This window comes from Streptomyces sp. a15, assembly GCF_059026085.1.
The window spans coordinates 77,170-103,899 of sequence record NZ_JBWLKM010000028.1; the positions used below are offsets into that span (position 1 = coordinate 77,170).

General features: G+C 71.7%; 25 protein-coding genes and 2 pseudogenes. 9 read left to right on the top strand and 18 right to left on the bottom strand.

The window, feature by feature from the left end; all coding sequences use genetic code 11:
• The first annotated feature begins 18 nt into the window (after positions 1-18).
• Complete coding sequence (locus tag AC5P09_RS26670; RefSeq protein WP_493876301.1) at positions 19-2,817, top strand: SpoIIE family protein phosphatase; 2,799 nt, start codon at positions 19-21, stop codon at positions 2,815-2,817.
• A gap of 225 nt (positions 2,818-3,042) precedes the next feature.
• On the top strand, positions 3,043-4,407 hold the full coding sequence (locus tag AC5P09_RS26675) for an FAD-dependent oxidoreductase (RefSeq protein ID WP_493876302.1): 1,365 nt from the start codon (positions 3,043-3,045) through the stop codon (positions 4,405-4,407).
• 372 nt (positions 4,408-4,779) lie between these two features.
• On the opposite strand, the pseudogene AC5P09_RS26680 reads toward AC5P09_RS26675, so the two are convergent.
• Both AC5P09_RS26680 and AC5P09_RS26685 read right to left on the bottom strand, forming a co-directional pair.
• Positions 4,780-6,004: pseudogene (locus AC5P09_RS26680) on the bottom strand (RNA-guided endonuclease InsQ/TnpB family protein).
• Positions 6,005-6,353: 349 nt separating this feature from the next.
• Positions 6,354-6,680: pseudogene (locus tag AC5P09_RS26685) on the bottom strand (SDR family NAD(P)-dependent oxidoreductase); the annotation flags it as partial.
• Positions 6,681-6,874: 194 nt separating this feature from the next.
• Between AC5P09_RS26685 and AC5P09_RS26690 the strand changes: the two are divergent.
• Entirely contained in the window at positions 6,875-8,026 is a 1,152-nt protein-coding gene (locus tag AC5P09_RS26690; RefSeq protein ID WP_493876303.1) for a ubiquitin family protein, read from the top strand.
• A gap of 74 nt (positions 8,027-8,100) precedes the next feature.
• Here AC5P09_RS26690 and AC5P09_RS26695 read toward each other — a convergent pair whose 3' ends face one another.
• A complete protein-coding gene (locus tag AC5P09_RS26695; protein ID WP_493876304.1) occupies positions 8,101-9,090 on the bottom strand; it encodes a hypothetical protein in 990 nt (329 codons plus the stop codon).
• Positions 9,091-9,367: 277 nt separating this feature from the next.
• Between AC5P09_RS26695 and AC5P09_RS26700 the strand changes: the two genes are divergently transcribed.
• From AC5P09_RS26700 to tgmB, 3 genes are all read left to right on the top strand, one after another.
• A complete protein-coding gene (locus AC5P09_RS26700) occupies positions 9,368-9,673 on the top strand; it encodes a YkvA family protein (protein WP_266451404.1) in 306 nt (101 codons plus the stop codon).
• Positions 9,674-9,791: 118 nt separating this feature from the next.
• The gene (gene tgmA, locus AC5P09_RS26705) at positions 9,792-9,983 is read left to right on the top strand and encodes a putative ATP-grasp-modified RiPP (protein ID WP_493876305.1); all 192 of its coding nucleotides are present in this window, start codon (positions 9,792-9,794) and stop codon (positions 9,981-9,983) included.
• A gap of 16 nt (positions 9,984-9,999) precedes the next feature.
• Entirely contained in the window at positions 10,000-10,983 is a 984-nt protein-coding gene (gene tgmB / locus AC5P09_RS26710) for an ATP-grasp ribosomal peptide maturase (protein WP_493876306.1), read from the top strand.
• A gap of 7 nt (positions 10,984-10,990) precedes the next feature.
• Here tgmB and AC5P09_RS26715 read toward each other — a convergent pair whose 3' ends face one another.
• The gene (locus tag AC5P09_RS26715) at positions 10,991-11,218 is read right to left on the bottom strand and encodes a hypothetical protein (RefSeq protein WP_493876307.1); all 228 of its coding nucleotides are present in this window, start codon (positions 11,216-11,218) and stop codon (positions 10,991-10,993) included.
• 127 nt (positions 11,219-11,345) lie between these two features.
• Complete coding sequence (locus tag AC5P09_RS26720) at positions 11,346-11,816, bottom strand: hypothetical protein (RefSeq protein WP_493876308.1); 471 nt, start codon at positions 11,814-11,816, stop codon at positions 11,346-11,348.
• A 193-nt stretch (positions 11,817-12,009) separates the two neighbouring features.
• On the opposite strand from AC5P09_RS26720, the gene AC5P09_RS26725 reads away from it, so the two are divergent.
• Positions 12,010-12,984 (top strand): GlxA family transcriptional regulator, encoded by a 975-nt coding sequence (locus tag AC5P09_RS26725; RefSeq protein ID WP_493876309.1) that lies wholly within the window; start codon positions 12,010-12,012, stop codon positions 12,982-12,984.
• Between the two features lie 27 nt (positions 12,985-13,011).
• On the opposite strand, the gene AC5P09_RS26730 is transcribed toward AC5P09_RS26725, so the two are convergent.
• The 4 genes from AC5P09_RS26730 to AC5P09_RS26745 all read right to left on the bottom strand — a co-directional run bounded on the left by AC5P09_RS26730 (position 13,012) and on the right by AC5P09_RS26745 (position 16,384).
• Entirely contained in the window at positions 13,012-13,266 is a 255-nt protein-coding gene (locus tag AC5P09_RS26730) for a DUF5133 domain-containing protein (RefSeq protein WP_493876310.1), read from the bottom strand.
• A gap of 147 nt (positions 13,267-13,413) precedes the next feature.
• On the bottom strand, positions 13,414-15,180 hold the full coding sequence (locus AC5P09_RS26735) for an ABC transporter ATP-binding protein (RefSeq protein ID WP_493876311.1): 1,767 nt from the start codon (positions 15,178-15,180) through the stop codon (positions 13,414-13,416).
• 125 nt (positions 15,181-15,305) lie between these two features.
• Positions 15,306-15,851 carry a hypothetical protein gene (locus AC5P09_RS26740; protein WP_493876329.1) on the bottom strand — a complete coding sequence of 182 codons (546 nt, stop codon included), beginning with the start codon at positions 15,849-15,851 and terminating at the stop codon, positions 15,306-15,308.
• 41 nt (positions 15,852-15,892) lie between these two features.
• Positions 15,893-16,384, bottom strand: a complete 492-nt coding sequence (locus AC5P09_RS26745; protein ID WP_493876312.1) for an ATP-binding protein — start codon at positions 16,382-16,384, stop codon at positions 15,893-15,895.
• Positions 16,385-16,664: 280 nt separating this feature from the next.
• Between AC5P09_RS26745 and AC5P09_RS26750 the strand changes: the two genes are divergently transcribed.
• Together AC5P09_RS26750 and AC5P09_RS26755 are read left to right on the top strand one after the other, a co-directional pair.
• The gene (locus tag AC5P09_RS26750) at positions 16,665-16,895 is read left to right on the top strand and encodes a DUF397 domain-containing protein (protein ID WP_307680312.1); all 231 of its coding nucleotides are present in this window, start codon (positions 16,665-16,667) and stop codon (positions 16,893-16,895) included.
• 110 nt (positions 16,896-17,005) lie between these two features.
• Positions 17,006-17,923: a helix-turn-helix domain-containing protein gene (locus AC5P09_RS26755; RefSeq protein WP_493876313.1), complete on the top strand. Its 918-nt coding sequence runs from the start codon at positions 17,006-17,008 to the stop codon at positions 17,921-17,923.
• Positions 17,924-17,995: 72 nt separating this feature from the next.
• Here AC5P09_RS26755 and AC5P09_RS26760 read toward each other — a convergent pair whose 3' ends face one another.
• The 9 genes from AC5P09_RS26760 to AC5P09_RS26800 form a co-directional block, all read right to left on the bottom strand.
• Positions 17,996-18,814 (bottom strand): SAM-dependent methyltransferase, encoded by an 819-nt coding sequence (locus AC5P09_RS26760; protein WP_266451392.1) that lies wholly within the window; start codon positions 18,812-18,814, stop codon positions 17,996-17,998.
• Between the two features lie 101 nt (positions 18,815-18,915).
• Complete coding sequence (locus AC5P09_RS26765) at positions 18,916-19,773, bottom strand: aldo/keto reductase (protein ID WP_493876314.1); 858 nt, start codon at positions 19,771-19,773, stop codon at positions 18,916-18,918.
• Positions 19,774-19,973: 200 nt separating this feature from the next.
• Complete coding sequence (locus AC5P09_RS26770; RefSeq protein ID WP_493876315.1) at positions 19,974-21,245, bottom strand: ABC transporter substrate-binding protein; 1,272 nt, start codon at positions 21,243-21,245, stop codon at positions 19,974-19,976.
• The gene (locus tag AC5P09_RS26775; RefSeq protein ID WP_493876316.1) at positions 21,242-22,360 is read right to left on the bottom strand and encodes a branched-chain amino acid ABC transporter permease; all 1,119 of its coding nucleotides are present in this window, start codon (positions 22,358-22,360) and stop codon (positions 21,242-21,244) included. Before AC5P09_RS26775 ends, AC5P09_RS26770 begins: the two co-directional genes overlap by 4 nt.
• Positions 22,353-23,249, bottom strand: coding sequence for a branched-chain amino acid ABC transporter permease (locus tag AC5P09_RS26780; protein WP_493876317.1), 897 nt, complete (start codon positions 23,247-23,249; stop codon positions 22,353-22,355). The genes AC5P09_RS26775 and AC5P09_RS26780 overlap by 8 nt, the downstream gene beginning before the upstream one ends.
• Positions 23,246-24,070, bottom strand: a complete 825-nt coding sequence (locus AC5P09_RS26785) for an ABC transporter ATP-binding protein (RefSeq protein WP_493876318.1) — start codon at positions 24,068-24,070, stop codon at positions 23,246-23,248. Before AC5P09_RS26785 ends, AC5P09_RS26780 begins: the two co-directional genes overlap by 4 nt.
• Positions 24,067-24,873 (bottom strand): ABC transporter ATP-binding protein, encoded by an 807-nt coding sequence (locus AC5P09_RS26790; RefSeq protein ID WP_493876319.1) that lies wholly within the window; start codon positions 24,871-24,873, stop codon positions 24,067-24,069. The genes AC5P09_RS26785 and AC5P09_RS26790 overlap by 4 nt, the downstream gene beginning before the upstream one ends.
• A 172-nt stretch (positions 24,874-25,045) precedes the next feature.
• Positions 25,046-26,317, bottom strand: a complete 1,272-nt coding sequence (locus AC5P09_RS26795; protein ID WP_493876320.1) for a PucR family transcriptional regulator — start codon at positions 26,315-26,317, stop codon at positions 25,046-25,048.
• Positions 26,318-26,450: 133 nt separating this feature from the next.
• A partial coding sequence (locus AC5P09_RS26800) for a response regulator transcription factor (protein ID WP_493876321.1) occupies positions 26,451-26,730 on the bottom strand: 280 nt, incomplete at its 5' end.

Below are 26,730 nucleotides of genomic sequence, written 5' to 3' on the forward strand. Positions count from 1 at the left end.
CAGTGTAGACATGGGCACATGGTCCGGCTCTTGGGTCGATCCGGGGCCCGGTCGACCCGTCGTCCCAGCGGTCCGCGCCCTTCGCATGCGCCCGACCGCACCCTCGGAGCGCCCGACGGGCATCCGCGGCGGCCCGGGAAGCAGCCGGGCCATCCGCTCACCCGGCACCGGCGCGGCACGGGCCGGTCGGGGCTGCGGTCGGCACTCGGCGGACGCAGCGTCGCCGGACAGGTGTTCGTCCTGCAAGTGGTGATCGTGCTGCTGCTGGTCGTGGCCGCGGTGGTGGCCCTGGTGCTCCAGGTGCGGCACGACAGCACGCAGGAGGCCCGCAACCGTTCGGTCGCCGTCGCCGAGACGTTCGCCAACGCACCAGGGACCGTCGCGGCACTGCGCGCCCCCGATCCGTCGGCGGTGCTCCAGCCGCGAGCCGAGGCGGCCCGCAAGGCCACGAACGTGGACTTCATCGTCGTCATGAACACCGACGGCGTCCGCTACAGCCATCCCAAGACGGACCGCATCGGCAAGAAGTTCGTCGGCACGATCGCCCCGGCGCTGGCCGGACAGACCGTCACCGAGGAGATCACGGGCACGATCGGCCCGCTGGTGCAGGCCGTCGTACCCGTCAAGGCGGACGACGGCACGGTCGTGGGTCTGGTGTCGGCGGGCATCACCACCGAGAGCGTGGGCGGCACCGCCGACCGGCAGCTCCCGCTGGTGCTGGTCGCCGCGGCGGCGGGCCTCGCCCTCGCCACGGCCGGCACCGCGCTGGTGAGCAGACGGCTGCTGCGGCAGACGCACGGCCTGGGCCCGCACGAGATGACCCGGATGTACGAACACCACGACGCGGTGCTGCACGCCGTGCGGGAAGGCGTGCTCATCGTCGGCGGCGAGGGCACCCTGCTGCTCGCCAACGACGAGGCGCACCGGCTGCTCGACCTGCCCGACGACGCCGAGGGACGGCATGTCTTCGACCTCGGCCTCGCCCCCGACACGTCCGGCCTGCTGGCCTCCGGACGGGTCGCCACGGACGAGGTGCACCTGGTCAAGGACCGGCTGCTGGCGATCAACCAGCGGACCACCGACAGCAAGGGCGGCCCGCCCGGCAGCGTCGCCACCCTGCGCGACTCCACGGAACTGCGCGCCCTGTCGGGGCGGGCGGAGACGGCGCGGGAGCGCCTGAACATGCTGTACGACGCCGGGGTGGCCATCGGCACGAGCCTGGACGTGACCCGTACCGCCGAGGAGCTGGCGGAACTGGCCGTGCCCCGGTTCGCGGACTTCGTCACGGTGGACCTGTTCGACGCCGTACTGAGCGGCGGACAGCCGCAGGCGGCGACCGCGCTGCGCCGCACGGCCGTGAACGGGATCCGCAAGGACGCCCCGCTGTACCCGGTCGGCGAGCGGATCCGGCTCGTCGACACCTCGCCGCAGGCACGCTGCCTCGCCGCGGAACAGGCCGTGGTCGAGCCGCGGCTGAGCGAGGCCGCGGGCTGGCAGGCGCAGGACCTGGAGCGCTCCGCGCAGGTGGTGGCGTACGGCATCCATTCGCTGATCGCCGTGCCGCTGCGGGCGGGCAGCCTGGTGCTGGGGGTGGTGAGTTTCTGGCGGTCCGAGAAGCCCGAGCCGTTCGACGTGGACGAGGTGGCCCTCGCCGAGGAACTGGTCGCCCGGGCCGCGGTGTCCATCGACAACGCGCGCCGCTACACGCGCGAGCACAACATGGCGGTGACGCTGCAGCGCAGTCTGCTGCCCCGCAGCCTGCCCGCGCAGGACGCCCTGGAGATCGCCTACCGGTATTTGCCCGCGCAGGAGGGCGTCGGCGGCGACTGGTTCGACGTACTGCCGCTGTCCGGTGCCCGCGTCGCGCTCGTGGTGGGTGACGTCGTCGGGCACGGGCTGCACGCCGCGGCCACCATGGGACGCCTGCGGACGGCGGTGCACAACTTCTCCGCCCTGGACCTCCCGCCGGACGAACTCCTCGCGCTGCTCGACGAGTTGGTCGGGCGCATCGACCAGGACGAGGCGGCGGAGGGCGCCAACGCCCCCGTCACCGGGGCGACCTGCCTGTACGCGATCTACGACCCGGTGTCCCGGCTGTGCACGATCGCCCGGGCGGGACACCCGCCGCCCGCGCTGATCCACCCGGACGGCAGCGTCGAGTTCCCCGAGGTGCCGGCCGGCCCTCCGCTCGGCCTCGGGGGCCTGCCCTTCGAGACGGCCGAGCTCGAACTGGCCGAGGGCAGCCGCCTCGTGCTCTACACGGACGGACTCGTCGAGGACCGGGAGCGGGACATCGACGAGGGCCTGGAACTGCTGCGCGGCGCGCTGGAACGGGCCGGCCGCTCACCCGAGGAGACCTGCCGGGTCGTCCTCGACGACTCCCGGCTCACGGCCCGCGCCGGCGACGACATCGCCCTCATCGTGGCGCGCACCCGGTCGCTGGCCCCCGACCGGATCGCCGAGTGGCAGGTGCCGGGCGAACCGGCGGCCGTCGGGGAGGTACGCGCCTCGGTCAGCAGTCAGCTCGCCCGGTGGGGCCTGGAGGAGCTGACGTTCACGACGGAGCTGATCCTCAGCGAGCTCGTCACCAACGCGATCCGCTACGGCGGCGACCCCATCCACGTCCGGGTGCTGCACGACCGCACCCTGATCTGCGAGGTCTTCGACAGCAGCAGCACCTCGCCGCATCTGCGCTACGCGGCCATGACCGACGAGGGCGGGCGCGGCCTGTTCCTCGTCGCGCAGCTCTCCGAACGCTGGGGCACGCGCTACACGCCCGACGGCAAGGTGATCTGGTCCGAGCAGCCGCTGCCGTGAACAGTCGCTGCCGTGAGTCGTGCGGTGTTCAAGGGCGTTCACGGTCGACATCTGTTGGCCGATCCGGGTGTTCGAGTTCCATCCGGCCCCGCGTCGGTCCACGAGCCGCCCCACTCATAAAGTGACCTTATGGGCTCATAGACCGGACCCGCGTACCGACTAAGGCTTGCCTTAGTTTAGGCTTCCCGTCGAGTCGATCTATCGCCGCTCGAAGGGAACCTGATCATGCCCCGCCCCCTGCGGGTAGCAATCGTCGGAGCCGGCCCCGCCGGAATCTACGCCGCCGACGCCCTGCTCAAGTCCGAGGTGGCCGCCGAACCTGGTGTGTCCATCGACCTCTTCGAGCGGATGCCGGCCCCGTTCGGCCTGATCCGTTACGGCGTGGCCCCCGACCACCCCCGCATCAAGGGCATCATCACCGCCCTCCACCAGGTGCTCGACAAGCCGCAGATCCGTCTGTTCGGCAACGTCGACTACCCGACCGACATCAGCCTGGACGACCTGCGGGCCTTCTACGACGCCGTGATCTTCTCCACCGGCGCGACGGCCGACCGCGAGCTGTCCCTCCCCGGCATCGAGCTCGACGGCTCGTACGGCGCCGCGGACTTCGTCTCCTGGTACGACGGTCACCCGGACGTACCGCGCACCTGGCCGCTGGACGCCGAGAAGGTCGCCGTGCTCGGCGTCGGGAACGTCGCGCTCGACGTGGCGCGCATCCTCGCCAAGACCGCGGACGAGCTGCTGCCGACGGAGATCCCGCCGAACGTCCACGACGGTCTGAAGGCCAACAAGGCGCTGGAGGTCCACGTGTTCGGCCGCCGCGGCCCGGCACAGGCGAAGTTCAGCCCGATGGAGCTCAGGGAGCTGGACCACTCCCCCACCATCGAGGTCATAGTCGACCCCGAGGACATCGACTACGACGGGGGCTCGATCGAGACCCGGCGCGGCAACAAGCAGGCCGACATGGTCGCCAAGACCCTGGAGAACTGGGCGATCCGCGACGTCGGCGACCGCCCGCACAAGCTGTTCCTGCACTTCTTCGAGTCGCCCTCGGAGATCCTCGGCGAGGACGGCAAGGTCGTCGGTCTGCGCACCGAGCGCACCGCGCTGGACGGCACCGGCAACGTCAAGGGCACCGGCGAGTTCAAGGACTGGGACGTCACCGCGGTCTACCGCGCGGTCGGCTACCTCTCCGACAAGCTGCCCAAGCTGCCCTGGGACCTCGACTCGGGCACGGTTCCGGACGCGGGCGGCCGGGTCCTCCAGGAGAGCGGCGAGCACCTGCAGTCCACGTACGTCACCGGCTGGATCCGGCGCGGCCCCGTCGGCCTGATCGGCCACACCAAGGGCGACGCCAACGAGACGGTGTCCAACCTGCTGGACGACTACGGCAACGGCCGTCTGCAGACGCCGGGTTCGCCCGAGCCCGAGGCGGTGGACGCGTACCTCGCCGAGCGGGGCGTCCGCTTCACCACCTGGGAGGGCTGGTACAAGCTGGACGCCGCGGAGAAGGCGCTGGGCGAGCCGCAGGGCCGCGAGCGGGTGAAGCTGGTCGAGCGTGAGGACATGCTCAAGGCGAGCGGCGCGTAGTACGCCGACGACGGCCTCGACGGTGCCGGACTTCCTCCGGACCCGTCGGGGCCGTTTCGTCTTCGCTCCGCACGCACCATGCCCCGCTCACCTGCGTCGATCAGGCACCGCCGTTTTCCTGGGCCCTGATCCGCCGGACAGGCCCTAGCGGCGTGGTGAACGGGGCCCGCCCCAATGCGGATGGTGGGCGGGCCCCGTTCGAGGAGTCAGTGTGGTGGGGAGGCCGCAAGCGGGACAGGAGTGAATGGCTGCTGATGGGTGTGGAACGTTCGCGCCCCGAGTGCGCACGGGCTACGGGAGGATCGAGTCGACTTGACTTGCTCCTCGGGCTGAAGCTCAAGGATTCTGGCCTCCTCGTCCGTTGCTGTGCCGCTACGCGGCACAGGTTTCGGGCGGGGATCCATGGCTTCCTGTTTCATCGCGCTGCGCCGGGACAAGTCCCGGTCTTACCGGCGCTCCGCAGGCTGTCACCGCCAGTCCGGCGGCCGTCTTGACGTTGATCGCGGCGTTATGGTCCCGGTCATGCACCGCACCGCAGGCGGCACAGGTCCAGGTCCGGATGTGCAGCGGCTTGGGACCGTCCTGTGTGCCGCAGGCCGAGCAGGTCTGGGAGGTCGGCTCGAACCGGCCGATCTTCACCAGGGACCGCCCGTACCGGGCGGCCTTGTACTCCAGCATGTGCACGAATGCCGACCACCCGGCGTCGTGGACACTCTTGGCCAGCCTGGTGCGCGCGAGTCCTTGGACCGCCAGATCTTCCACGCCGACCGCTTGGTTGTCGCGGATCAGCTTCGTGGAGAGCTGGTGGTGGAATTCGCGGCGCGCGTCGGCCGCCTGGGCGTGGGCGCGGGCGACCTTGAGGCGGGCCTTCTCGCGGTTCTTGGATCCCTTCTGCTTGCGGGACAGTTCGCGCTGGGCCTTCTTGAGTTTCTTCTCCGCGCGACGCAAAAACCGCGGGGAGTCGATCTTCGTGCCGTTCGGAGAGGACGGCGAAGTGGGTGAGGCCGAGGTCGATGCCGACCGTCGTGTCGGTGTCGGGCATCCGGGCGGTGTCGGCGGCTGGATCGGTGTCGATGACGAAGGAGGCGAAGTACCGTCCGGCGGCGTCCTTGATCACAGTGACCGAGGAGGGCTGTGCGGGCAGGGTGCGTGACCACTTCACCTTCACCGCGCCGACCTTGGGAAGGTTCAGCCTTGCGGAATCGGTGATCGACCAGCGGGCATTGGCCGTGAAGCGGATCGACTGCCGTTTGTCCTTGCGGGACTTGAACCGGGGCGCACCGGTCTTCGCTCCCTTGCGCTCGCCCCTGCGGGAGGCGAAGAAGTTCTTGTAGGCGGCCTCCGCGTCCCGCAGGGACTGCTGGAGCACGACTGAGGAGACCTCGCCCAGCCAAGCCCGTGCAGTGGTCTGCTTCGCGGCAGTGATCAGCTTCTTGGACAGCTCGCCGGCCGTCGGGAATGCCTCGCCCGCTTTCCGGGCGTCCTCGCGGGCGCGCACGGCGTCGTTGAAGACGACGCTGGCGCACCCGAACGCCTTGGCCAGCGCGGTGCGTTGGCCGGAATCCGGGTACAGGCGGAAGCTGTACCGAAGCTGCATGACGGCCACGCTACCTGCGCGGGTTATGGGTGAGACGCAGAAGATCAGGACTGCTCGGCACTGTGTTTTCGTGATGCATGTCCACTCGGTCTTCGTGACCAAATTCCGGCACGAAGTGTTCACCGATGCTCACCCCAGCGCATGGAGGACTCCCTCAAGGGCGTCTGTCTCCGCCGTCTGCGCCAGGAATTCCCCGACCTGGTACGGCACTACTGGCGCGCCGACAAGATCTGGTCCGGCTCCGGCTCCGGCTCCCTCCGCCGGGCAAGAACCCGCGACGCTCCACGCCGCAGTCATCAGATTCGCCTCACCACCGCGCTGAAGCCTGATGCACTGCGAGTGAATCCCGATAGCGGCGCCATTCGTCATCGCTGATCTCCAGTGCGGGCCTGGGTCCGAAGATGCCGAGGTTGTTGACCAGGATGTCGACGTCGGGCAGCGCGTCGACGGCGCCTGCCGCGCCCTCCTCGGTACCCAGGTCCGCCGCGACCGGCACGAACTCCCCGTCCGGGACCTGCGACCGCAGCTCGTCGACGCTCTTGTCCAGGCGGTCCGCGCGGCGTCCGTTGACACCCACGCGCGCCCCGGCGCGGGCGAGACCTGCGGCGATCGCCGCGCCGATGCCCTGGGAGGAGCCCGTCACCAGTGCGGTGCGCCCGGTCAGGTCGAGGTGCATGAGGTCACTCCTTCTCCCGCGATACGGTCGGCCGCTGTGCTCCTGCCCACGATCGCCGACGATCCACGTGACCGCAGGCGGGAACCTCACCGCCGTACGCCGCGCGTGTCCACGGGCCGGACCCCCGGTTGATCTCCACCCACCCGCCGCGACGATACTGAAACTCGCACCCGTTCCCACTCACAGATGGATCCATGCCAAGCTCCCCCACCGACCGTCCCGCCACCCCCTCCACCGTCTGGGCGGCCCGCGGCCGCCATGTCGGACCGGACGCTGACGACGTCCTCCGGCACCATCTGCGGCGCCTCAAAGACGAGGACGCCCTCGACGACTTCCAGGAACTGCCCGCGGCCGAGGACTCCCCGGAGCGGATCTTCGAGGCCCGATGGCGGGTGCCGGGCGAGGTGACCGTGCGCGCCCGGCTGACGCTCGTACCCGCAGGGGACGACAGCTCCGAGTGGACGCTGGTGGCGGAGGCGGAACAGCCGTGGGACCTGTCGTGGCCCTCTCCCGCCACCCTGTTCTGGCCCGACACGCCGGACGCGGCCTGGGACCACGAGGCCGCCACCGGCCTGCCCTTCGGGGACCTCACTCCGCTGCCCTCGGACGACAAGGCCATACGGCGCCTGTTCAAGGAGGCCGTGCGCGGCTGGGCCGTCCACGTGGTCGTCCACGAGGCCATGACCACCGACGAACGCGGCCGCCGCCCGCTGACCCGGTGGCTGCCGCCGGGCCTGCGGCACCGGGTGGTCGAGCACCGGGCCGCCCCGGACCAGCTGCGGGTCGTGAACTGGGCCCTGCGGAGCCTCGGGGTGGAGGTGCCGCGCGGCGGGGCCGTGGTCCTGCCTGGGCATCCGGTGCCGCCGGGCTACGACGGCGGCGACTTCGCCGTCCGCAGCGTCTTCCTCGACGGCTCGGAGCCGACCGAGCTGATCGAGACCGTGACCCGTTACGCCGTGCTGCCCAAGCCCCTGCCGGACGGCGCCGACGAGGCGCTCACCGCGCTGCGGGAGCAGTGGCAGTTGCTGACCCTGGAGGAGGAACTCGCCCGGGAGCGCGCTCTGGTGGCCATGTACGCCGAGGCGCTGGAGGCCATGACCAGGTCCCGGGACCTGTACCGGGAGGCCGCCGAGCGGGCCAACGAGGCGCTGGCCGCCTACCGCGAGGCCGTGCCGGGCCCGGCGTCCGAGGGGTCGGCCGGTGCGCCCGCCGGATCGCCGTTCCAGCAGCTGACCCGGACGTTCGAACGTCTCAAGGGCTCCACCAAGGCGCTGCGCCCCACTCGCGCGGAAGGCGACGGCCAGGACCAGGACCCGCCGGACACGTCCGGGCGCGAGGTCGGCTGACGAACGGGAGACGGCCGCTGTCGGGCTCCGGGGCAGGCGTTCCGCGTCCGTGAGGGGTGCGCGGCGGGTTCGGGTCAGTCGGCGACGCGGCTCGCCCCGGCCATCTGCCGTTCCGCCGGGACGCTCCTGTGTGACTGCGGCACCGCCAGGCGGGCGAGCAGGGCGGTGAGGGCGGCCAGGGACGCGCACACGGCGGCCGTACCGACGAGCCAGTCCGGGGCGAGGGAGAGGTCCATGGCCCGGGAGAGCCCCGCCGAGTGGAACCGGTTCTCGAACAACTGGGTCGCGGCCACCCCTGCCGGCACCAGCACCGCCGCGACGAGCACCGGCACGGCGGGCCGCATCGTCAGCAGCAGCCCCAGGGCCAGGCAGAGAACCGACACGCCGAGGGCGAATCCGTAGACGCGCAGGGATTCGCCGTCCCGGTGCGGCGGGAAGCCGAGCAGTCCGCAGACGACCAGGGCGAGCGCGGCGAGCCGGGCCGGCCAGGACGCCGGCCGCAGGGTCTGGCCCGGGGCGCGGGCGGGCCGCAGACCGGCCAAGTGGTCCCGCGCGGGAGTGTCATCGGCGGATACGGCCTCGTCGGCAGGGCCCCAGTCCGGCCCGGGCTGCTCCGCCGGCGCCTGGGGGTGGGCCGGTTGCTCCTCGGCGAGCCGGCCGATGAGCTCCACGAGTTCCTCGACGGGCCGGCCGGTGGCGGCCGCCCGGACCGTCTCCTGGCCGCAGTGCGGTTCCAGCGGGGTCCGGTGCAGGAGGGCCACCAGCCGGGTCACGTCCTCCAGGGGACGGCCCTCGGCCGCGGCGCGGATCGCCTCGTCCGCGCTGTCGGCGTCGCGCGGCGGCCGGGTCAGCAGGGCGATCAGCCGGGCGACGTCGTCCACGGAACGGTCGACGCCGACCGCGCGCAGGGCGGCGACGGTGGCCTGGGCGTACTCCGGCGACCGTTCGAGCAGCGTGACCAGGTGGACGATGTCCTCCAGGGACCGGTCGGCCACGGCGGCACGCACGAGTTCGCCGACCGGATCGCCGTACGACGACACGACGACGGGATCGCTCGCGGGCACGGTCGGTTCGGTCAGGGGTATGTCGGCTGCGTTCGATTGGGCTTCTGATGGACGGATCGTCATCCTCGGCTCCAGGGGAAGGGTGCGGTCGCTCCTGCGCCACCGATGTGCGATGTGCGACGTTACGGTGACCATTACCAGGCACCCCCGGCGCGGCGTGCCACTCGGGTGACCCACAGGTATGAGCGCCGCGTTCGGCAGGCCATACCGGGGCCGTAACCGGGAATCCGACAAGGGACGGGCGCGCACTGCCGCCCGCTGGAGGAGGGGGCGGGCCGTGGACTCGACCACAACGGTGATCGTCGTCGCCGCGGTACTGGCGGCTCTGCTACTGGCCGTCGCGGTGACGCTGCTGGTGCGGCTGGTGCGGGCCCGGCGCAGTCTGCGGCGGGCGGGACTGCCGACCGGGCCGCGCTGGGTCTTCTGGGGCGCGCTGCTGTACTTCGTGCTGCCGACCGACCTGTTGCCCGATCCGGTGTACCTGGACGACATCGGCGTACTGCTTCTGGCGCTGCGCACCCTGCGCGCCTCCCCCGGCGGACGCGAGCAGGAGGTCCGCCCGGGCCATGACTACGCACCGTAAGGAAACCAATCACCCGTTCGATTCGTATAAGTCTCTGGAAGCCCGGGGAAGTCGGCGGACCGAGCGAGGCCGCGGGGCGACCGTCGTTTGATCGAGCAGCACCGGCGAGGGAGAGACGATGCAACCGTTCGCGCTCAACTACGCACGTCCGGCAGCGGAGTTGGAAGCCACGACTCCGTACGTCTATGACTACGGACTGCAGTTGAACGTGCTCTTCGACGGGCGGATAGCCGCCCGCGACCACGGCCTGATGAGGGAACTGGGGACCACGACCTCCACCGCGGGCTCCAAGACGCACTTCGACGACTGAACACGGCGCGGCCGAAATGACCGTGTTGATTCTGACCTGTGAAGAGGACGTGACCGCCGACATGGTGGTCGTGCACCTCAACGCGACGGGGGTTCCGGTGGTCCGGCTCGACCCTGCGGACCTGACCGGCGGGGTGGCGCTGTCCGGCGAGTTCGTGCACGGCGCGTTTCGGGGCCATCTGTCGTCCGGGGGGCGCCTCGTGAGCATCGACGGGCTGCGGTCCATCTGGGTGCGCAGGCCGGGCATCCCGGCCGCCCGGTCGGCCGCGCCCTCCGCCTGGCTGACCGAGGAGGCCTCGCAGGCGCTCTACGGCATGCTTCGTGGCTGTGGCGCGCCCTGGATGAACCATCCGGACGCGGCGCGCCGGGCCCGCCACAAGCCCTGGCAGCTCCGGCTCGCGCAGCGCTGCGGGCTGCCTGTGCCGGCCACGCTCATCACGACGTTTCCGCAGGCCGCCCGCGAGTTCGCGGATCGCTACCCGGACCTGGTGGTCAAGCCGGTCTCCGGCGCGCATCCGCAGGACCCGCCCCGGGCGGTGCCGACCAGCCGGGTCGCCCCGGACACCGACTTCTCGGCCGTCGCGTTCGGTCCGACGCTGCTGCAACGGCGGGTCGCCAAGCGGGCCGACATCCGCCTGACCGTCGTGGGCGAGCGGATGCTGGCCGCGCGCAAGGCCGTCGCCGAGGACGCGGACCCCGACGCGGTGGACGTCCGTTTCGCGCCGAGCACCGCGCCCTGGTGTCCCGTCGAGGTTCCGCCGCGCGTGGCCGCGGCGGTCCAGGCGTACGTCAGTGACGCCGAACTGGCCTATGGCGCCTTCGACTTCGCGGAGGACACGGACGGGATGTGGTGGTTCCTGGAGTGCAACCAGTCGGGGCAGTTCGGCTTCGTCGAGATGGACACGGGCCAGCCGATAGCCCTCAGCGTCGCCGAGTGGCTCGCCCGACCCGGCCCGCAGCCGCGGGCCCGCGTCAACGGCGCCGACTCGGCGGTGCGCTGAGTCCGGGTCAGTAGGACCGCGGGCCGGGCAGGGCCGCTCGCTGCCAGCCCGCGCCCGGGGCGGCCTGACGGTCGGTGGGGAGGGAGGAGCCGAGGGAAGAGCCGAGGGAGGACTGCAGCGGGCGCATGACGTACTCCAGCTCCCTGGTCACCCGCTCGGCCTCCCTGCGTACCTGGGCGGGAACGTCGCCGCGCTCCGCGACGAGCCGGTCGTAGATGGGGGAATCCTGGAACACCCGTCAACGCGCCTTTCGTGTCATGGCCCATGCACCTGGGCACGACTGTCGAGTGTAGGCGCCCCCGCACACCGACACGCACACTCCGGTGGAGGGCTTGACGTCAACGCCGGTTGCCGTTAGCGGCTCAGGCCCCGGTCGTGGAGCCGGGCCGGACGATCATGAGGACGGTGACGGTCGCCCACAGCAGGTTGAAGACGCCGGTGAACATGGCGAGTTGGACCGTGCCGCTGCGCTCGACGGCCCTGTGCTCGGTGAGCTCGCCGAGGAGTTCCTCCTGGCGGGGCAGCACGAAGGCGACCAGGACGCCGGCGGCCGCGGCGGTCAGGGCCATGGACGTGGTGAGCCAGCCGTCGCCCAGGACGCCCATCGCGGCCGCGGTGGCGAATCCGAGGAGGGGGACCGCCAGGCCGATGCCGGAGTAGACGCGGCAGATGCGGTGCAGCAGCCGTACGGTGCCGATCCCCGCCGTGTCGGGTCGGTCCGCGTCCACCTGGACGCGTCTGGCGGCGGGCGGGAACATGCTGGCCGCGACGGTGACGGGGCCGACGGCGACGATGGCGGCCAGGACGTGCAGGGTCAGCAGGAACTTGGTCATCGGGTGGAGTGTCCTTCGGTGCTGCGGTCGACGGTGCCCGCCCAACCTAGGGAACGCCCGGTTGATCACACAGGGGCGGAAACGACAGGTTCCAACGGGTTCCCGCCAACGCCCTGTTCAGGTCCCCACCGGGTGGCTTCCGCGCTCAGCAGTGGTTTACGGCCCTGGCGGGAATCCGCCTATCGTGGCGGTCATGCACACAGTGGCGATCCTGGCTCTCGACCATGTGGTGCCGTTCGACATGGCGGCGCCCATGACGGTGTTCGACTGGACGCGGCTGCCCGACGGGCGCCGTCCGTACCGGGTGCGCCTGTGCGCGGAGTCACCTGAGGTGCGTTCCGACGGTGGTTTCGGCCTGCGGGTCGAGTGGGGGCTTCAGGCGCTGGCGGACGCCGACACGATCATCGTGCCGGGCTGCTCCGAGGAGGCCGGGCCGCCCTCCGCCGCCGTACTGGCGGCACTGCGGCGGGCCGCCGAGGCCGGGACGCGGATCGCGTCCGTGTGCGTGGGGGCCTTCGTGCTGGCGGAGGCCGGGCTGCTGGACGGGCTCGGCGCCACCACGCACTGGGTGGCCGCCGATTCGCTGGCCCGCCGTTTTCCGCGCGTCGACGTGCGGCCGGACGTGCTGTACGTCGACAACGGGCAGATCCTGACGTCGGCCGGGGCTGCCGCGGCCATGGACATGTGCCTGCACATGATCCGCCGGGACCTGGGCTCGGCCGTCGCCGCACACTGCGCCCGGATGTCCGTGATGCCGCTGGAACGGGAGGGCGGACAGGCGCAGTTCATCGTGCACGAGTACCCGCCCGTACCGCAGGGCTCGACCCTCGAGCCGCTCCTGGAATGGATCGAGGACCACCTCGCCGACGAGATCACCCTGGCGGCGATGGCGGCCCGCACGGGGATGAGCGAGCGCACCTTCAGCCGTCGTTTCCGCGAACAGACGGGCACCACGCCCTTGCAGTGGCTGCTGCGGGCGCGGGTCCGGCGTGCCCAGTACCTGCTGGAGAACAGCGACCACCCGGTGGAACGGATCGCGCGGCAGGCGGGGTTCGGTTCGCCCACCGCGTTCCGCGAACGGTTCCGCCGGGTGGTCGGCACCACCCCACAGGCCTACCGCGCCGCCTTCCACGGAAAGGCGGACACCGTCCCGGCGGCACGCTCCTAGCCCTTCGGCAGCCGGGACGGTACGGCCTCACACCGCGAGCCGCAGACCGTTCTCCCCGTCCGGGTCGGTGGTGGCCGGCGTGCGCCCGGCGTCGGCGAGCAGGGCGTCCGCCTTGCCGACCGCGTCATGGATGTCGGTGGTGCCCATCATCACGCACAGCGTGTAGCTGACGTCCTCCAGTTCCCGTGCCGTGGCCTCCCTTTCCCTCTCCGCCTGAGCGATCCGCAGCGATGCGTAGCGAGTCAGCAGCTTCCTGACGACCTTCGGGTCCGGAACGAGCACGTAGCGCCCCTCTCTCGATTTTTCGCTGCGTATGCCCGAACAGCGCAAGACCATTCGTGTTGGCGGCCATTGGGGGCGCATTTGGCGGGATTTTGTTACGTTCCGGCGCACGGCCCGTGTGCGCGGCAGTCCGCGGCTCGTGCGCCGTCAGGCGACCTGGCCGCTGTGCAGTGCCGTGTACGCCCCTCCCCTGCGCAGGAGTTCCTGGTGCGTGCCGATCTCCTGGATGCGGCCGTCGCCCATCACCACGATGCGGTCCGCGCCGCGCACGGTGGACAGGCGGTGCGCGACCACGAACGTGGTGCGGCCGTTCAGCAGCCGCGTCAGCGCCTCCTGGACCAGCGCCTCCGACGTGGTGTCCAGCGCCGAGGTGGCCTCGTCGAGGATCAGGACCCTGGGGTCGCGGATCAGGGCGCGGGCGATGGCCAGGCGCTGCCGCTGCCCGCCGGAGAGGCGGGCCCCGCGCTCGCCGACCAGGGTGTCCAGTCCCTGCGGCAGCCGGTCGACGAACTCCAGCGCGTTGGCGTCGCGCAGAGCAGCCCGCACCGTCTTCTCGTCGGCGTCGTCCATGCCGTACGCGACGTTCTCGCGGATCGTGCCGTCGAAGAGGATCGACTCCTGCGGCACCACCGACACGAAGCGGCGATACGTGCGCAGGTCGAGGGTGTCCATGTCGGTGCCGTCGAGCAGCAGGCGTCCCGAGGTGGGCCGGATGAAGCCGATGACGAGGTTGAGGACGGTGGACTTGCCCGCGCCGGACGCGCCGACCAGGGCGATGGTCTCGCCCGCCGCAACGGACAGGGTGAAGTCCCGTACGGCGGGCCGGCCGCTGTCGTACGCGTGGCCGACGCCCTCGAAGGTGACGGCGCCGCGCAGCGCGGTGAGTTCGGCCTTGCCCGCGTTGTCCTCCAGTTCGGGTGCCTGGAGGACCTCGCCGACCGAGCGGACGGACTCCAGGCCCTTGGTGATGACCGGGGCGAGGCCTGCCAACGTTGTCGTGGAGTTGGTGAGGGTGGTCAGGAAGGCGCTGAGCATGACGACGTCGCCGGCGGTGACGCCCCAGACGCGGTAGTACGACACCAGCGCGGCGCCCGCGAGGACGAGCACGCCGACCACGTTGAGGACGACCCAGGCCAGCGAGCCGAAGCGGCCGTTGACGAGGTCGAGGCGCATCCCGGAGGTCAGGACCCGGTGCAGGGTGCCGTCCATGCGGCGCAGCGCCTTGCCCTCCAGGCCGTGGGCGCGGGTGACCGGGATGAGCCGGGTCATCTCCGTGACCTGGGAGGAGAGGGTTTCGACCTCGTGGCGGAAGTGCTCGTTGTGGGTGCGCAGCCGGGACCTGAGGCGGGCGACGACGAGAGCGGCGGCGGGTACGACGACGAGGAAGACGGGGACGAACTCCGGTGTGCGGACGGCGATGATGACCAGGCCGCCGACGAGCACGGTGGTGGCGCCGAGCCCGGTCTCCGCGGTCTGCTGCACCATCTGTTCGACGGTTTCGACGTCGCGCACCACCTTCGCCTGCAGCACACCGGCGCTGACGCGGGAGTGGTAGCCGATGGAGAGCTGCTGCATGCGCGTGCACAGCGCGGACCGCAGCCCGGTGCCCATGCGGCGCACGCTGCCGTACAGGAGGCGGACGTAGAGGATGTGCAGCGGGTAGTTGACCAGCAGGATGAACAGGATGATCCCGGTGCTCGTCCAGAGTTCGGAGATCGGCCGGTGCTCGACGACGGTGTCGATGATGGACGCGGTGATCAGCGGCAGCAGCCACACGGGGCTGTGCTTGACCGTGAAGATGCCGACCGCCGCCGCCAGGCGGTGTCGGTCGGCGTGGAACAGGTAGGCGAGGGTGCGTATCGGGTGTTCGCCTCGGTAGCGATGGTCGAGGGGTCTCTCGAGCGACGACGCCATCGGCGGTGGTCCTTCCCGGTTTCCGTCCTTGGGGCAAGCGCTTTCTTCCCTTGCCGGCCGGGACTACACCGGGCAGGGGAAGGCGCTTGCGGCCAGCGGACGGTCGCGGGTTCGCGGACCGGTCGTCACTCGCCGAGCGCGCGGGCCAGTTCCGTGGTCGCCCGGGCGATCTCGGTGTCCTCCTCGGCCATGAGCCGCCGCAGGGCGCCGCGCCGGTCGCGGACGGCCTGCCGCGCCGCGCGCTCCCACACCACTGGGTTCTCGCGGTGGTTGAGCAGCTTGGGGTAGACGGCGGCCGTGGACTCCCACTGCCGGGCGTCCGCGATGCTCTTGAGCAAGTGGATGATCTCCGCGCGGCAGGTCACATGGGGAAGCTGGGCGAGTTCCCACAGGAAGGGGACCGTGGCGGCGGTCGCCTGCTCCACCACGAAGCCGTACTGGCAGATGCGCATCCGCAGATCGGCGAGGGCGGCCCGGGCGGTTTCGGGGTCTCCCCAGGCGACGCTGCTCAGGAGCAGGGGGATGGCGGCCGCGCAGCCGGTGGAGTCCTTGATGTCCCGCCACGGCACCCGTTCCAGCGCCATGAGGGGCGTGGTCCTGGCCACTCCGGTCGGCGGCAGGTGGTCGTCGGTGCGCTCGGTGCTCGGTCGGTGCGTCGGAGCGGTGCGCATGGCGTGGGGCCTTTCCACGGCGGTCATGTCGGACGGTGGTCTCAGGGGGGAGGGCAGGTCGACAGCCTGGCCCAGACGGTCTTGCCGGCCGGAGGTTTGAGGGTCCAGCCCCATTCCTCGGCCAGGGCGTCGACGATGCACAGCCCTCGGCCGTGCTCCCGCAGGTCGGTGGTGTCGGCGCCGGTGAACCCGGGCGCGTTGTCGCCCGGGTCGGAGACGGTGAGCAGCACGTGCGCGGGGTCGAGCAGGAGCCCCAGCCACACCTCCGTCTCGCCCGCGGGCGCCCGGGGCACCGCGTGGGCGACGGCGTTGGCGGCGAGTTCGGTGATCACGAGGACGGCGTCGTCGCTGTGGTGGTCGAGGGACCAGCAGCGCAAGGTGTCCCGGGTGAAGGTGCGGGCCAGGGCGAACCCGTCCCCGCTGCATCTGATGCGCAGCGCGGCGGAGGTCGTGGCCTCATCCGGAGGCGTGGGCCTCAAGGCCGGATGTTCGCCGAGGTCCACCGGCCGGAGCCGCGACGGAAGACCGGTCATGTCCGCTCCACCTGCTCCCGGCGCAGCCCGACTCGGCTCCCTGAGCACGTGGTTCGCAGGTGACGACACGGCATCTCCCTGATGCGACGTCAAGACGGGGCGTCTCCCCGGGGGTTGACGCCACAGCTATTATCCACGCTGAAAGCGCCCGCGTGCAATTGCACGAGAAATTGCACGAAAGTCGGGTGGGGCGGGAGGGGCCGGTGACATCCGGCCCGGCCCACCCGGGGAGCCGGGCACAGCGCCCGGCACGAGGAACGTGAACAGCAAGGAGAATGCGGTGCCACCAGTGCAGAACGGAGTGCGGGCCAGCTCGTTGGACGCCCGCTGGATCAAGAGCCGTCACAGCAATGCCGAGGGCAACTGTGTCGAAGTGGCCACTCTGGTCGACGGGGGCATCGCGGTGCGCAACTCCCGTTTTCCCGACGGACCGGCGCTTGTCTACACACCGGCCGAGGTGGCGGCGTTCGTCGCGGGTGCCAAGGAGGGCGAGTTCGACCATCTGCTGTGAGGTCCGGGGCCAAGAGGGTCCAACTCCCTTGCGTGTACGGACGGATGCGCTGCGAGACGGTGGAGTGCGATAATGTAAGTCGTCTCTATGCCGGTTCACTGGGAGTCTGGATGTCCGCCGATTCGCAGCGCATCTCCCGACTGCAGCCGTACCTGGACCGGCCCGAGCCGGCTCCGACCCTGCTGAAGATGCTGGTCGGCGTGCAGTTGGCCGGTTTCCGCGAGGACGCCGGGCTCGCTCAGGAGCAGGCGGCGCGGGCCCTCGGGTTCAGCGCCGCGAAGCTGTCCCGCATCGAGTCGGGCAAGGGCCGCCGGCCTCCGGCCGAGGGCGACGTCCGCGCACTGCTGGAGCTGTACGACACCGAGGAGTACGAGGCCTCGGTGCTGCTGAAGTTGCTGCAGCGTGCCGGTGAGCCCGGCTGGTGGCAGCGTTACGACAAGCGGTTGATGCCCGAGTGGTTCGACCGGCTGGTCGGCCTCCAGGAGGCGGCCGCGGCGATCCGTACGTTCGAGATCCAGTACGTTCCCGGCCTGTTGCAGACCCCGGACTACACGCGGGCGGTGGTCGAGCGCGGTCTGCCCGCCGCGGCCTCCGCCGAGGTCAGGCGGCGCGTGGAACTGCGGACCCGGCGGGCGGAGTTGCTGCTGCGCGCGGACGCCCCGCAGCTGTGGGCGATCATCGACGAGTCGGCTCTGCTGCGGGTCATGGGCAGCAAGGACGTGATGCGGGCGCAGCTGGAGCACCTCGTCGAGATGGCCCAGCGCCCCAATGTGACCGTGCAGATCGTGCCCTTGGACGTCACCAACGCCTCGGCGCCGTCCATCCCGATCACCTATCTCCGCTTCGGCGGCCTGGATCTGCCCGACGTCGTCTACCTCGAGCACATCAAGAGCGCCAACTTCCTCGAGGACCAGGACGAGACCGAGGAGTACCGGCTGGCGCTGGACCGGCTGGCCGACGAGGCGCTCGAACCGCGGGCCTCACTGGAGCTGCTGCGCGAGACGATGGAGCGACGCTACGGCGTCTGAGACCGGGCACCGCATGGCAACGCCCCTCACGGGGATGTCTCGTGAGGGGCGTTTTCGCGCTCTGCCGGGGGATCAGCGAATGCGGCCCACGCCGCCGAACTCGATCCACTCGTGGGTGAGCTGACGGGGTGCGACCTCGGAGTCCGGGCGCCAGGTGGAGACCTCGACCAGGCCGGGGTCGAGGATGTCCAGGCCCTCGAACCACTCGGCGACGTCCTTCTCCTCACGCACCCGGCCCCAGTGGCCCTGGGTCGCCTGGTCCATGAAGTCGGTGACGAACTTACGGACCTCGGGGTCCTCGCTGACCAGCTGGCACATCACCATGTAGCTGCCGGGCACCAGCCGTTCGGCCACGCGGCGGGCCACGGCCAGGGGGCCGTCCGTCTCGCTGTCGGGGATGCAGTGCATCACCGAGTTGAAGAGCACGGCGACCGGCTGGTCGAAGTCGATCAGGCGCTGCGTCTCGGGGTGCGAGAAGATCGCGTCCGTCTCCCGCATGTCGGCGTGGATGACGGCGGTGCGCTCGTCCTGCTCCAGCAGGGCGCGGCCGTGGACCAGCACCATGGGGTCGTTGTCGACGTAGACCACGTGTGTGTCCGGGTCGATGCGCTGGGCGACCTGGTGGACGTTGTCCTGGGTGGGCAGGCCTGAGCCGTGGTCCAGGTACTGCCGGATGCCGTGCTCCGCCGCCAGCGTCTTGACGACCCGCTGGAGGAAACGCCTGTTGTTCACGGCCAGCCGGCGCGTGCTGGGCACGACCTTGTCGAGTTCCTCGCACGCCGCCCGGTCGGCCGCGTAGTTGTCCTTGCCACCCAGGTAGTGGTCGTACATGCGCGCGGCCGTGGGCACCGTCGCGTCGATCGACGTGGACAGCTTGTTACCGGTCTCCATCGTTCCCCCAGCTTCGTGCCACGCCAACTGGCCTGGCAGGACAGGGAGTCCATCCTAGAGACCGGACGTTCGCGGATGCCAGTCCGCGCCCCCACCCGGTCTCAGGCGGCGTCGAGTTCCGCGAGTTCGTCCGTGGTGAGGACGAGGTCCACGGCGGCTGCCGAGTCGCGGATCGTCTCGGGGCGGCTCGCGCCCGGGATCGGTACGACGACCGGCGACTTGGCGAGCATCCAGGCCAGGCACACCCGCTGCGGGCTCACCCCGCGCGCCTCGGCGATCGTGGCGAAGGCGGCGTGGGCGGAGCCCAGCTCGCCCGCTCGGGAGATGCCGCCGAGCGGGCTCCAGGGCAGGAAGGCGATGCCGAGTTCGTCACACAGACGCAGTTCCGGCTCGCTGGAGCGGAAAGCCGGGGAGAACTGGTTCTGCACGGCGACCAGCCGGCCGCCGAGGATCTCGTTGGCCAGCCCGATCTGTGCGGGGTCGGCGTTGGAGATCCCCGCCATGCGGATCTTCCCCTCGTCGAGGAGGTCCCGGATCGCGCCGACGGACTCCGCGTACGGCACCCTCGGGTCGGGACGGTGGAACTGGTAGAGCCCGATGGCCTCCACGCCGAGCCGGCGCAGGGAGGCCTCGCAGGCGTCCTTGAGGTGCCGGGGGCTGCCGTCGAGCGTCCAACTCCCGTCCCCGGGTCGCAGGTGGCCGCCCTTCGTGGCGACCAGGACGTCCCCGCCCCGGTCGTGGGAGGCGAGGGCCTTGGCGATCAGGGTCTCGTTGTGTCCGACCTCGTCGGCGTGCAGGTGGTAGGCGTCCGCGGTGTCGATCAGGGTGATGCCGGCGTCGAGGGCGGCGTGGATCGTGGCGAGGGAGCGGGTCTCGTCCGGGCGTCCCTCGATCGACATGGGCATGGCGCCCAGGCCGATGGCGCTGACGTCGACGTCACCGATACGGCGAGTGTCCATGGGCTCGTGACCTCTTTCGGCTGTCGCGCGGTACGGGCGTCCGGCACGCCGGAACGGGTGCACGGCGGCGCCGGACGCCCTCCAGCGTCGCCGGACCGGGCCCCGAAGGTCCAATAGAAGAACGAGAACGGATTCAGCAGCCGGGGCGCTGAATCCGTTCTCGGACAGGAGCTACGCGGGGTGCGGTAGCTGTCGCGAGGTCAGGAGCCGCTCGACGTCAGGTACTCCTCGACTCCGGGGGCGCGGTGCGCGTCCTCCACGCCCACCAGCCCGCCGACCGCCTTCGGGTCGGGCCGCAGCACGTAGGTGGCCAGGCTCGCGGGCCGGGCCACGTCCGAGAAGTCCTGCGGTGAACCGAGGCCGGTGTCGGCGTTCTTCTGTGCGCGGTGCGCCTTGACCACGTCCTCCCGGGCCAGGCTGCCCCCCTCACAGGCCTTCTTCAGGTCGGCGCCCAGGAGTTGGGCGGCGTTGTACCCGGACAGCACGCCGGAGTCGACCGGGGAGCCGGGGTACTTCTTCTGGTAGGCGGCGACCATGCGGCGCACCGCGGGCAGGTCGGAGCTGACGGCCGGGGCCGCACTCACCACGTGCAGCATGCCCTCCAGCGCGGGCGCCGCGGGCGTCTTCATGAGCTGGGGTGCGAAGCCCGGGGCGCTGCTGACGATCGGCACGCGCAGCCCTCGGGAGGCCGCCACCCCGGTCAGGGAGGCCGTCTGGGCCGGTCCGGCACTGATCAGGACCGCCTTCACGCCCGCCTTGCGCAGCGCGGACACCTGCGCGGACAGGTCCGTGTCGGTCGCCTTGATCTTCTGGTCGACGACCTTCATGCCCGCGCGCCCCGCGGCCCAGCGGGAGCCTTCGAGCGCGTTGGTCCCGTAGTCGCCCTCGAAGTACACATGGCCGATCGTGTCGCCCTTGCCCAGTTTCTTGGTGCGGGTGAGGAAGTCGACGGCGGCGATCATGTCGACGTCGTAGGTGGTGCCCAGGACCTGCACGGAGTCCTTGCCGAGCAGGGAGGCCGCCCAGGCCTGCGGGAAGGTCAGCAGTCGGTCGCGCTCGATGTCGTCGAGGAGCGCGGCGACGACGGGCGACCCGATGACCTGCGGCAGCGCCACCACGTCCGCCGCGATGTCGGCGTACGCGGCGACGGCCTTCTGCACGTCGTAGCCGTGGTCCTTGACGACGATCTCGACCTTCCGGCCGCAGATGCCGTCCTTGGCGTTGGTCTCGTCGGCCCACATCTTCTGGGCCTGCACGATGCTCTTGCCGAGGGTGGCGTAGGGGCCGGTCAGGTCGGTCAGCGCGCCCAGCCTGAGGGTGCTGTCGGTGACGCCGGGGCCCGTCTTGACGCCGTCGGCGCCGTCGCCGGTGCTCTGGTCGCCGGCCTTGGAGCTGCAGCCCGCCATGAGCAGGGCCACGGCTGCGGCGGTGGCGATCCCGGTGAGGCGGTTCCTGTGGTGCTTGACGTTCACGGGGTGTGCTCCTTGGCTCGTACGGCTGGGGTGGATTCCCGGGACGAAGTCGCGGTGGCCGGTGGACGTTCGAGGCGGCGCCGGGTGCGCAGGCGCCGGGTCAGCCCGCGCAGTCCGTCGGGTGTGTACAGCAGGACCAGGACGATGGCCGCGCCGTAGAGGTAGCGGGCCGCCTCGGTCGGGCCGACCACGCCGTCCGCCGCCCCCGGTGCCGCGACCAGCGGCAGTTGGTCGGCGTAGCGAGTCATGAGCAGCGGCAGCGCGGTGACGAAGACGGCTCCCGCGGTGGCTCCGGCCACGGAGCCGAGACCGCCGATGACGATCATCGCGAGGTAGTCGACCGAGAGCGCGAGGGCGAAGTAGTCGGGCACCACCCGGCGGAAGGCGAGTGCCAGCAGTACCCCGGCCAGACCCGCGTACATCGAGGACACGACGAAGGCCGTCGAGCGGTACCGGGCCACGTGCACGCCCATCACCGAGGCCGCGGTCTCGCTGTCGCGCAGCGCCGTCAGGGCACGGCCGGGGCGTCCGCGCAGCAGGCCGCGTGCCGTGAACCAGGTGAGGGCGAAGAGTGCCAGGCCGAGGTACCACAGCCGTTCCGCCGCCCCGAACGGCACGCCCAGCAGCACCAGTTGGGGATCGCTGTCGGTGAAGCCCGGCAGCGGGGGGACCGAGCGGCCGTTGAATCCGCCGGTGACGGAGTCCGCGGTCAGCAGGACGTGGTGGCCGAGGAAGACGAGCGCGAGCGTGGCGACGCCCAGGTAGATGCCGCGCACCCGGCCGGCGACGGGGCTGAACAGTCCGCCCGCCGCGCCGGCGAGGAGCACCGCCAGGACGAGGGCGAGCACGGGCGGCAGTCCCGGTCCGGGCTCGCCGGCCAGCCAGACGTATCCGTACGCGCCCACGGCGAGGAAGAAGGCGTGGCCGAGGGAGAGTTGTCCCGCGGTGCCGGTCAGCAGGCCGAGGCCGACGGCGCCGATGGCGGCCGCCAGGGAGAACAGGCCGATGCGCAGCCAGAAGGCGTCCAGGTAGAAGGGCAGGACGCAGAGGAGGACGAGGGGAAGGGCTCTCCGTCCCCAGTGCAGCGCCCGGGTGCGGGCCGTGGGCTCAGACACGTGCCGCTCCCCTCGCGCCGAACAGTCCGGTGGGCCGTACGAGGAGCACCAGCACCATCACCGCGTACGGGGCGACGTCGCCGAAGCCCTCGCCCAGGACGTGCAGTTCGGACTGGTAGCCGACGACGAAGGCCTCGGTCAGGCCGATCAGCACGCTGCCGGCGAGGGCACCGCCGGGTGAGGTCATCCCGCCGAGGATCGCGGCCGGGAAGGCCTTGAGGGCGATCTGTCCGGTGGTGCGTTCCAGTCCGGGCGCCGGGAAGGCGACGAGGAAGACGGCGGCCAGGGCGGCCAGGGCGCCTGCCAGGCACCAGGCGAGGGTGCGTACCCGCACCAGCCGTACACCCATGAGGGAGGCCGCTTCCAGGTCCTCGGCGGCCGCCCGCAGGGACAGCCCCCAGGCGGTGTACCGGAAGAGGGCGAAGACCGCGCCGATGACCACGGCGGACACGACGATCGCGGCCAGCCTGCTGTCGGCGACGGTCACCGGCCCGAGGTCGTGCACCGAGTCGCCCCAGGGGTCTCCCAGGGACAGCAGGTCGCCGCCGATGCGCCGGGACAGGTCGGTGACCAGGATGATGTCGATGCCGATCGTCACGATGGTCTGCACGTGGGCGGCGTGCGGATCCGGTTCGCCGCGCTGCAGCAGGAAGCGGTCGAGCGCTCCGGCCACGGCCGCCGTCACCACCAGGGCCAGGGCCAGGGCGCCGGCGAAGCCGAGGTCGTCGTGCAGGACGGCGATCAGGTAGCCGCCGAGCAGGAGCAGGGAGCCGTGGGCGAAGTTCAGCACGCCCGACGCCTTGAAGATGACGACGAAGCCGAGGGCCACGAGCGCGTAGACCGAGCCGAGGGCGAGGCCGCTGAGGAGGTTGTCGAGGAGGCCGGTCATGCCACGTCCTCCTGCGGGGTTTCGGTGCCGAGGTAGGCGCGCAGCACCTCGGGGTCGCCGCGGACCTCGTCGGGTGTTCCGTGGGCGATGCGGCGGCCGAAGTCGAGGACGGTGACCTCGTCGGCGAGGCGCATGACCAGGCCCATGTCGTGCTCCACGAGGACGACGGACAGGCCGAGTTCGTCCCGGACGTCCCGGACGGTCCGGGCGGTGCGGGCGCGTTCGGCGGCGTTCATGCCGGCCACGGGTTCGTCGAGCAGCAGCACGCTCGGCTCCAGACACAGGGCGCGGGCGAACTCCACCCGCTTGCGGTCGCCGTACGACAGCAGTGCGACCGGTGTGTCGAAGTGCCTTTCCAGGCCGGTGAGTTCGGCGATCTCGCGGGCCTTGGCGAGGTGCTCGCGCTGTTCGCGTACGGCCCGCGGCAGGCGCAGGGCGCTTGCCGTGAAGCCGGCCCGGGAGTGCACGTGCCGGCCGAGCATGAGGTTGTCGGCGACGGTGCCCTCCGTGGTGACGATGTTCTGGAACGTGCGGGCCACGCCCAGGGCGGCGATCCGGTGCGGGGCGAGCCGGGTCAGTTCCGCGTCGCCGAGCCGGACGGTGCCGGAGGCGGGCCGGCACAGGCCGGACAGGACGTTGAAGCAGGTGGACTTGCCGGCGCCGTTGGGTCCGATGAGCGCGTGCACCGACCCCGGGGAGACGGTGAAGGACACGTCGTCGAGCGCGGTGAGCCCGGCGAAGCGCACGGTGACGTCCCGTACCCGCAGTTCGGGGGGCCCGGAGGGCTCGGTGGCCTGCGGACGTGGTGCGGAGGTGCTCACGCGACCCCCTGGCCGGCGTCGGACGGGTGGTCGGTGCCGGTCTCTTCGCCGAGGTAGAGGCGCCGCACGGCGTCGGTGCGGGCGAGTTCGTCGGCGGGTCCGGACAGTCGGATCTCCCCCACCTCCAGGACGTGCGCGTGGTCCGCGAGCGAGAGCGCCATGCCGGCGTTCTGTTCGACCAGCAGGACGGCCGTGCCCTGGGCATTGATCTCGCGGACGACCTCGGCGATCCGGGCCACCATCCGGGGAGCGAGGCCCAGCGAGGGCTCGTCGAGCAGGAGCAGTCGGGGGGCCGCCATCAGGGCGCGGCCGATGGCCAGCATCTGCTGTTCTCCCCCGGACAGCAGACCGGCGGCCTGGTGGGGGCGTTCGGCGAGCCGGGGGAAGAGGGTGAACACCCTCTCCCGGCCCTCGCGCACCAGTGCCGGGCTGCGCCGGCCGAGACCGAGGCCGCCGCTGCGCAGGTTCTCGTCGACGGTGAGCCCGGCGAACACGCGTCGGCCCTCGGGCACCTGGACGACTCCGGCGCGGACCGCGGCGACGGGGTCCCGGCCGTCGAGCTCGGTGTCGCCGTAACGGATCCGGCCGCCCGTGATCGCCCCGCGGTGCAGCCGCAGGGTGCCCGACACCGCACGCAGCAGGGTCGTCTTGCCGGCGCCGTTGGCACCGAGCAGGGTGACGACGCCGCCGTGCGGGACGGTCAGTGACACGGAGCGGAGTGCGGACAGGGCCCGGCCGTAGGCGACGTCGAGATCCTCGACGTGCAGGGCGGCGCGTTCCTCGTCCGGTGGGCTTGCGGGCATCGCGGCTCCTCGGATCCGTGCCGGGCGGCACGGGCTGCGGGGTAAGGGGAGCTCACGACAGCACGCGCGTCGGCCGCCGGTACAGGACTTGGCGCGCGGTCGGGGCGCCGTCCCAGTGCCCGCCCGGTGAGCCTGTGCGGATGCCCAGGAGGTACGGGGACGGCGGGTGTCCTCAGTCGCGCAGCAGCCGGCGGGCGGTGAGGGCCAGGCTGATCTCCACCACGTCCGTGGGGCGGGCCAGCGAGCGTCCCGTCAGGTGCTCGCAGCGGCGCAGTCGGTTCAGCACGGTGTTGCGGTGGCAGTAGAGCCGCTCGCCGGCCCGCTGCGCGGAGCCGTCGCAGGCCAGCCAGGTGGCCAGGGTCTCCAGGAGCACGTCCCGGTCCCCCGGCTCCAGGCGCAGCAGCGGGCCGAGCACCCGGTCGGCCAGCGCCCTGCCGAGTTCCGGGCTGGAGACGACGAGGGCGGCCGGGAGGTGGTCGGTCAGCCGGACCGCACCGCCGCCCGCGGGACAGATGCGGAGCGCGGTGTCGGCCTGCCTGCGGGCGTCGCCGATGCCGGCCAGCCCCTCGACGGCGCCGCCGACGCCGATCCTGATCCCCGAGCCGGGCCCGTCCGGCCGGGGCGCCGGCTCCGGTGGTTCGGTGGTGCCGACCAGGACGATTCCGTAGTCCACCTCCACCCCGGTGTGCCAGTGGACGCGCAGGCCGTCTGGCACCGCCGCGGCCCGGGCGGCGGCACATCCGGCGGGGTCCTCGCCGGCGACCGCGACGACGGCGTACCGCCCGTGTTCGGGCAGGTCCAGCACCTGGGCGGTCTCGGGCAGGTCGGCGATGCGGCTGGTGCCCTCGAGCAGGGCGGCGGCCAGCAGCCGTACCCGGTTCTCGCGGCGCCAGGTCAGCTGCCGCTCGACCTGGCGGTAGGCGTCCGCGACGAGGGTGCAGTGCTCGTCGACGAAGTTCCAGACGTCGGACGCCACGTGGACGAGGAGGCGTAGGTCCTCGGGAGCGGTCCTGGAGGTCTCCTCGACCAGCCCCTGCCACACCAGCGACCCGCCGAGGCGAAACGCGTGCAGCAGGGCGTCCAGCGGCAGCCCCTGTTCGGCGCGGGTGGCGCCGATCTTCCACGAGCAGCGGCGGGCCGCGTCCCGGGCGCTGCGGGGGTCCAGCAGCGAGGTCACGCTGTGCCGCAGCGACCGCTGCACCTCCTGCCAGGTCCCGACGGGGTCGCTCTCCACCGCGGCCCGGTAGGCCGGTTCCTGCTCCTGCAGGACGGCCAGCAGCCGGTCGGTCAGGTCGGGCAGGTCGTCCAGCAGCACGCGGGCGGCGCGATGGAGGACGTGCAGGGCGTCGGCGTCGATCAACGACCGCACGCGCCGGGTGCGCGGCTGCGGGGCGGGCACCGGTCCGGGGCGGTGCGCTGGTCGTGGCCGTACGGCGTGGTGCATCACGGTCCTCCCCCACGTTCGGCGGCGCGGCAGCGCGCCCGCGGCGGACCACTTGCCGGTCCACGGCCCTTCTCGCGGCGCCTGCCACCCGAGGCGTCCTGCCCCGAAGGATGGCATACCGTCCGGTCGGTCCCTAGGGTCGTGCACCGGTCGGTTCCGTCTGTTCGACCATGCGCGCCAGTTCGACCCGGGAGCGCAGGCCGAGGACGGCGAAGACGTTGCGCAGGTGGTAGTCGACCGTGCGGGTGCTCACCGCGAGGCGCTGCGCCACCTCCCGGTTGGTGGCACCCTCGGCCACGTGACGTGCGATGCGCAGCTGCTGCGGTGTCAGACACCCCATGCCGTTAGAGGTCAAGCGGCTTGGAGGTGTGCGTGGTGCGACCATGCGGTCGCTTCGTCGTAGTGGGTGCGGG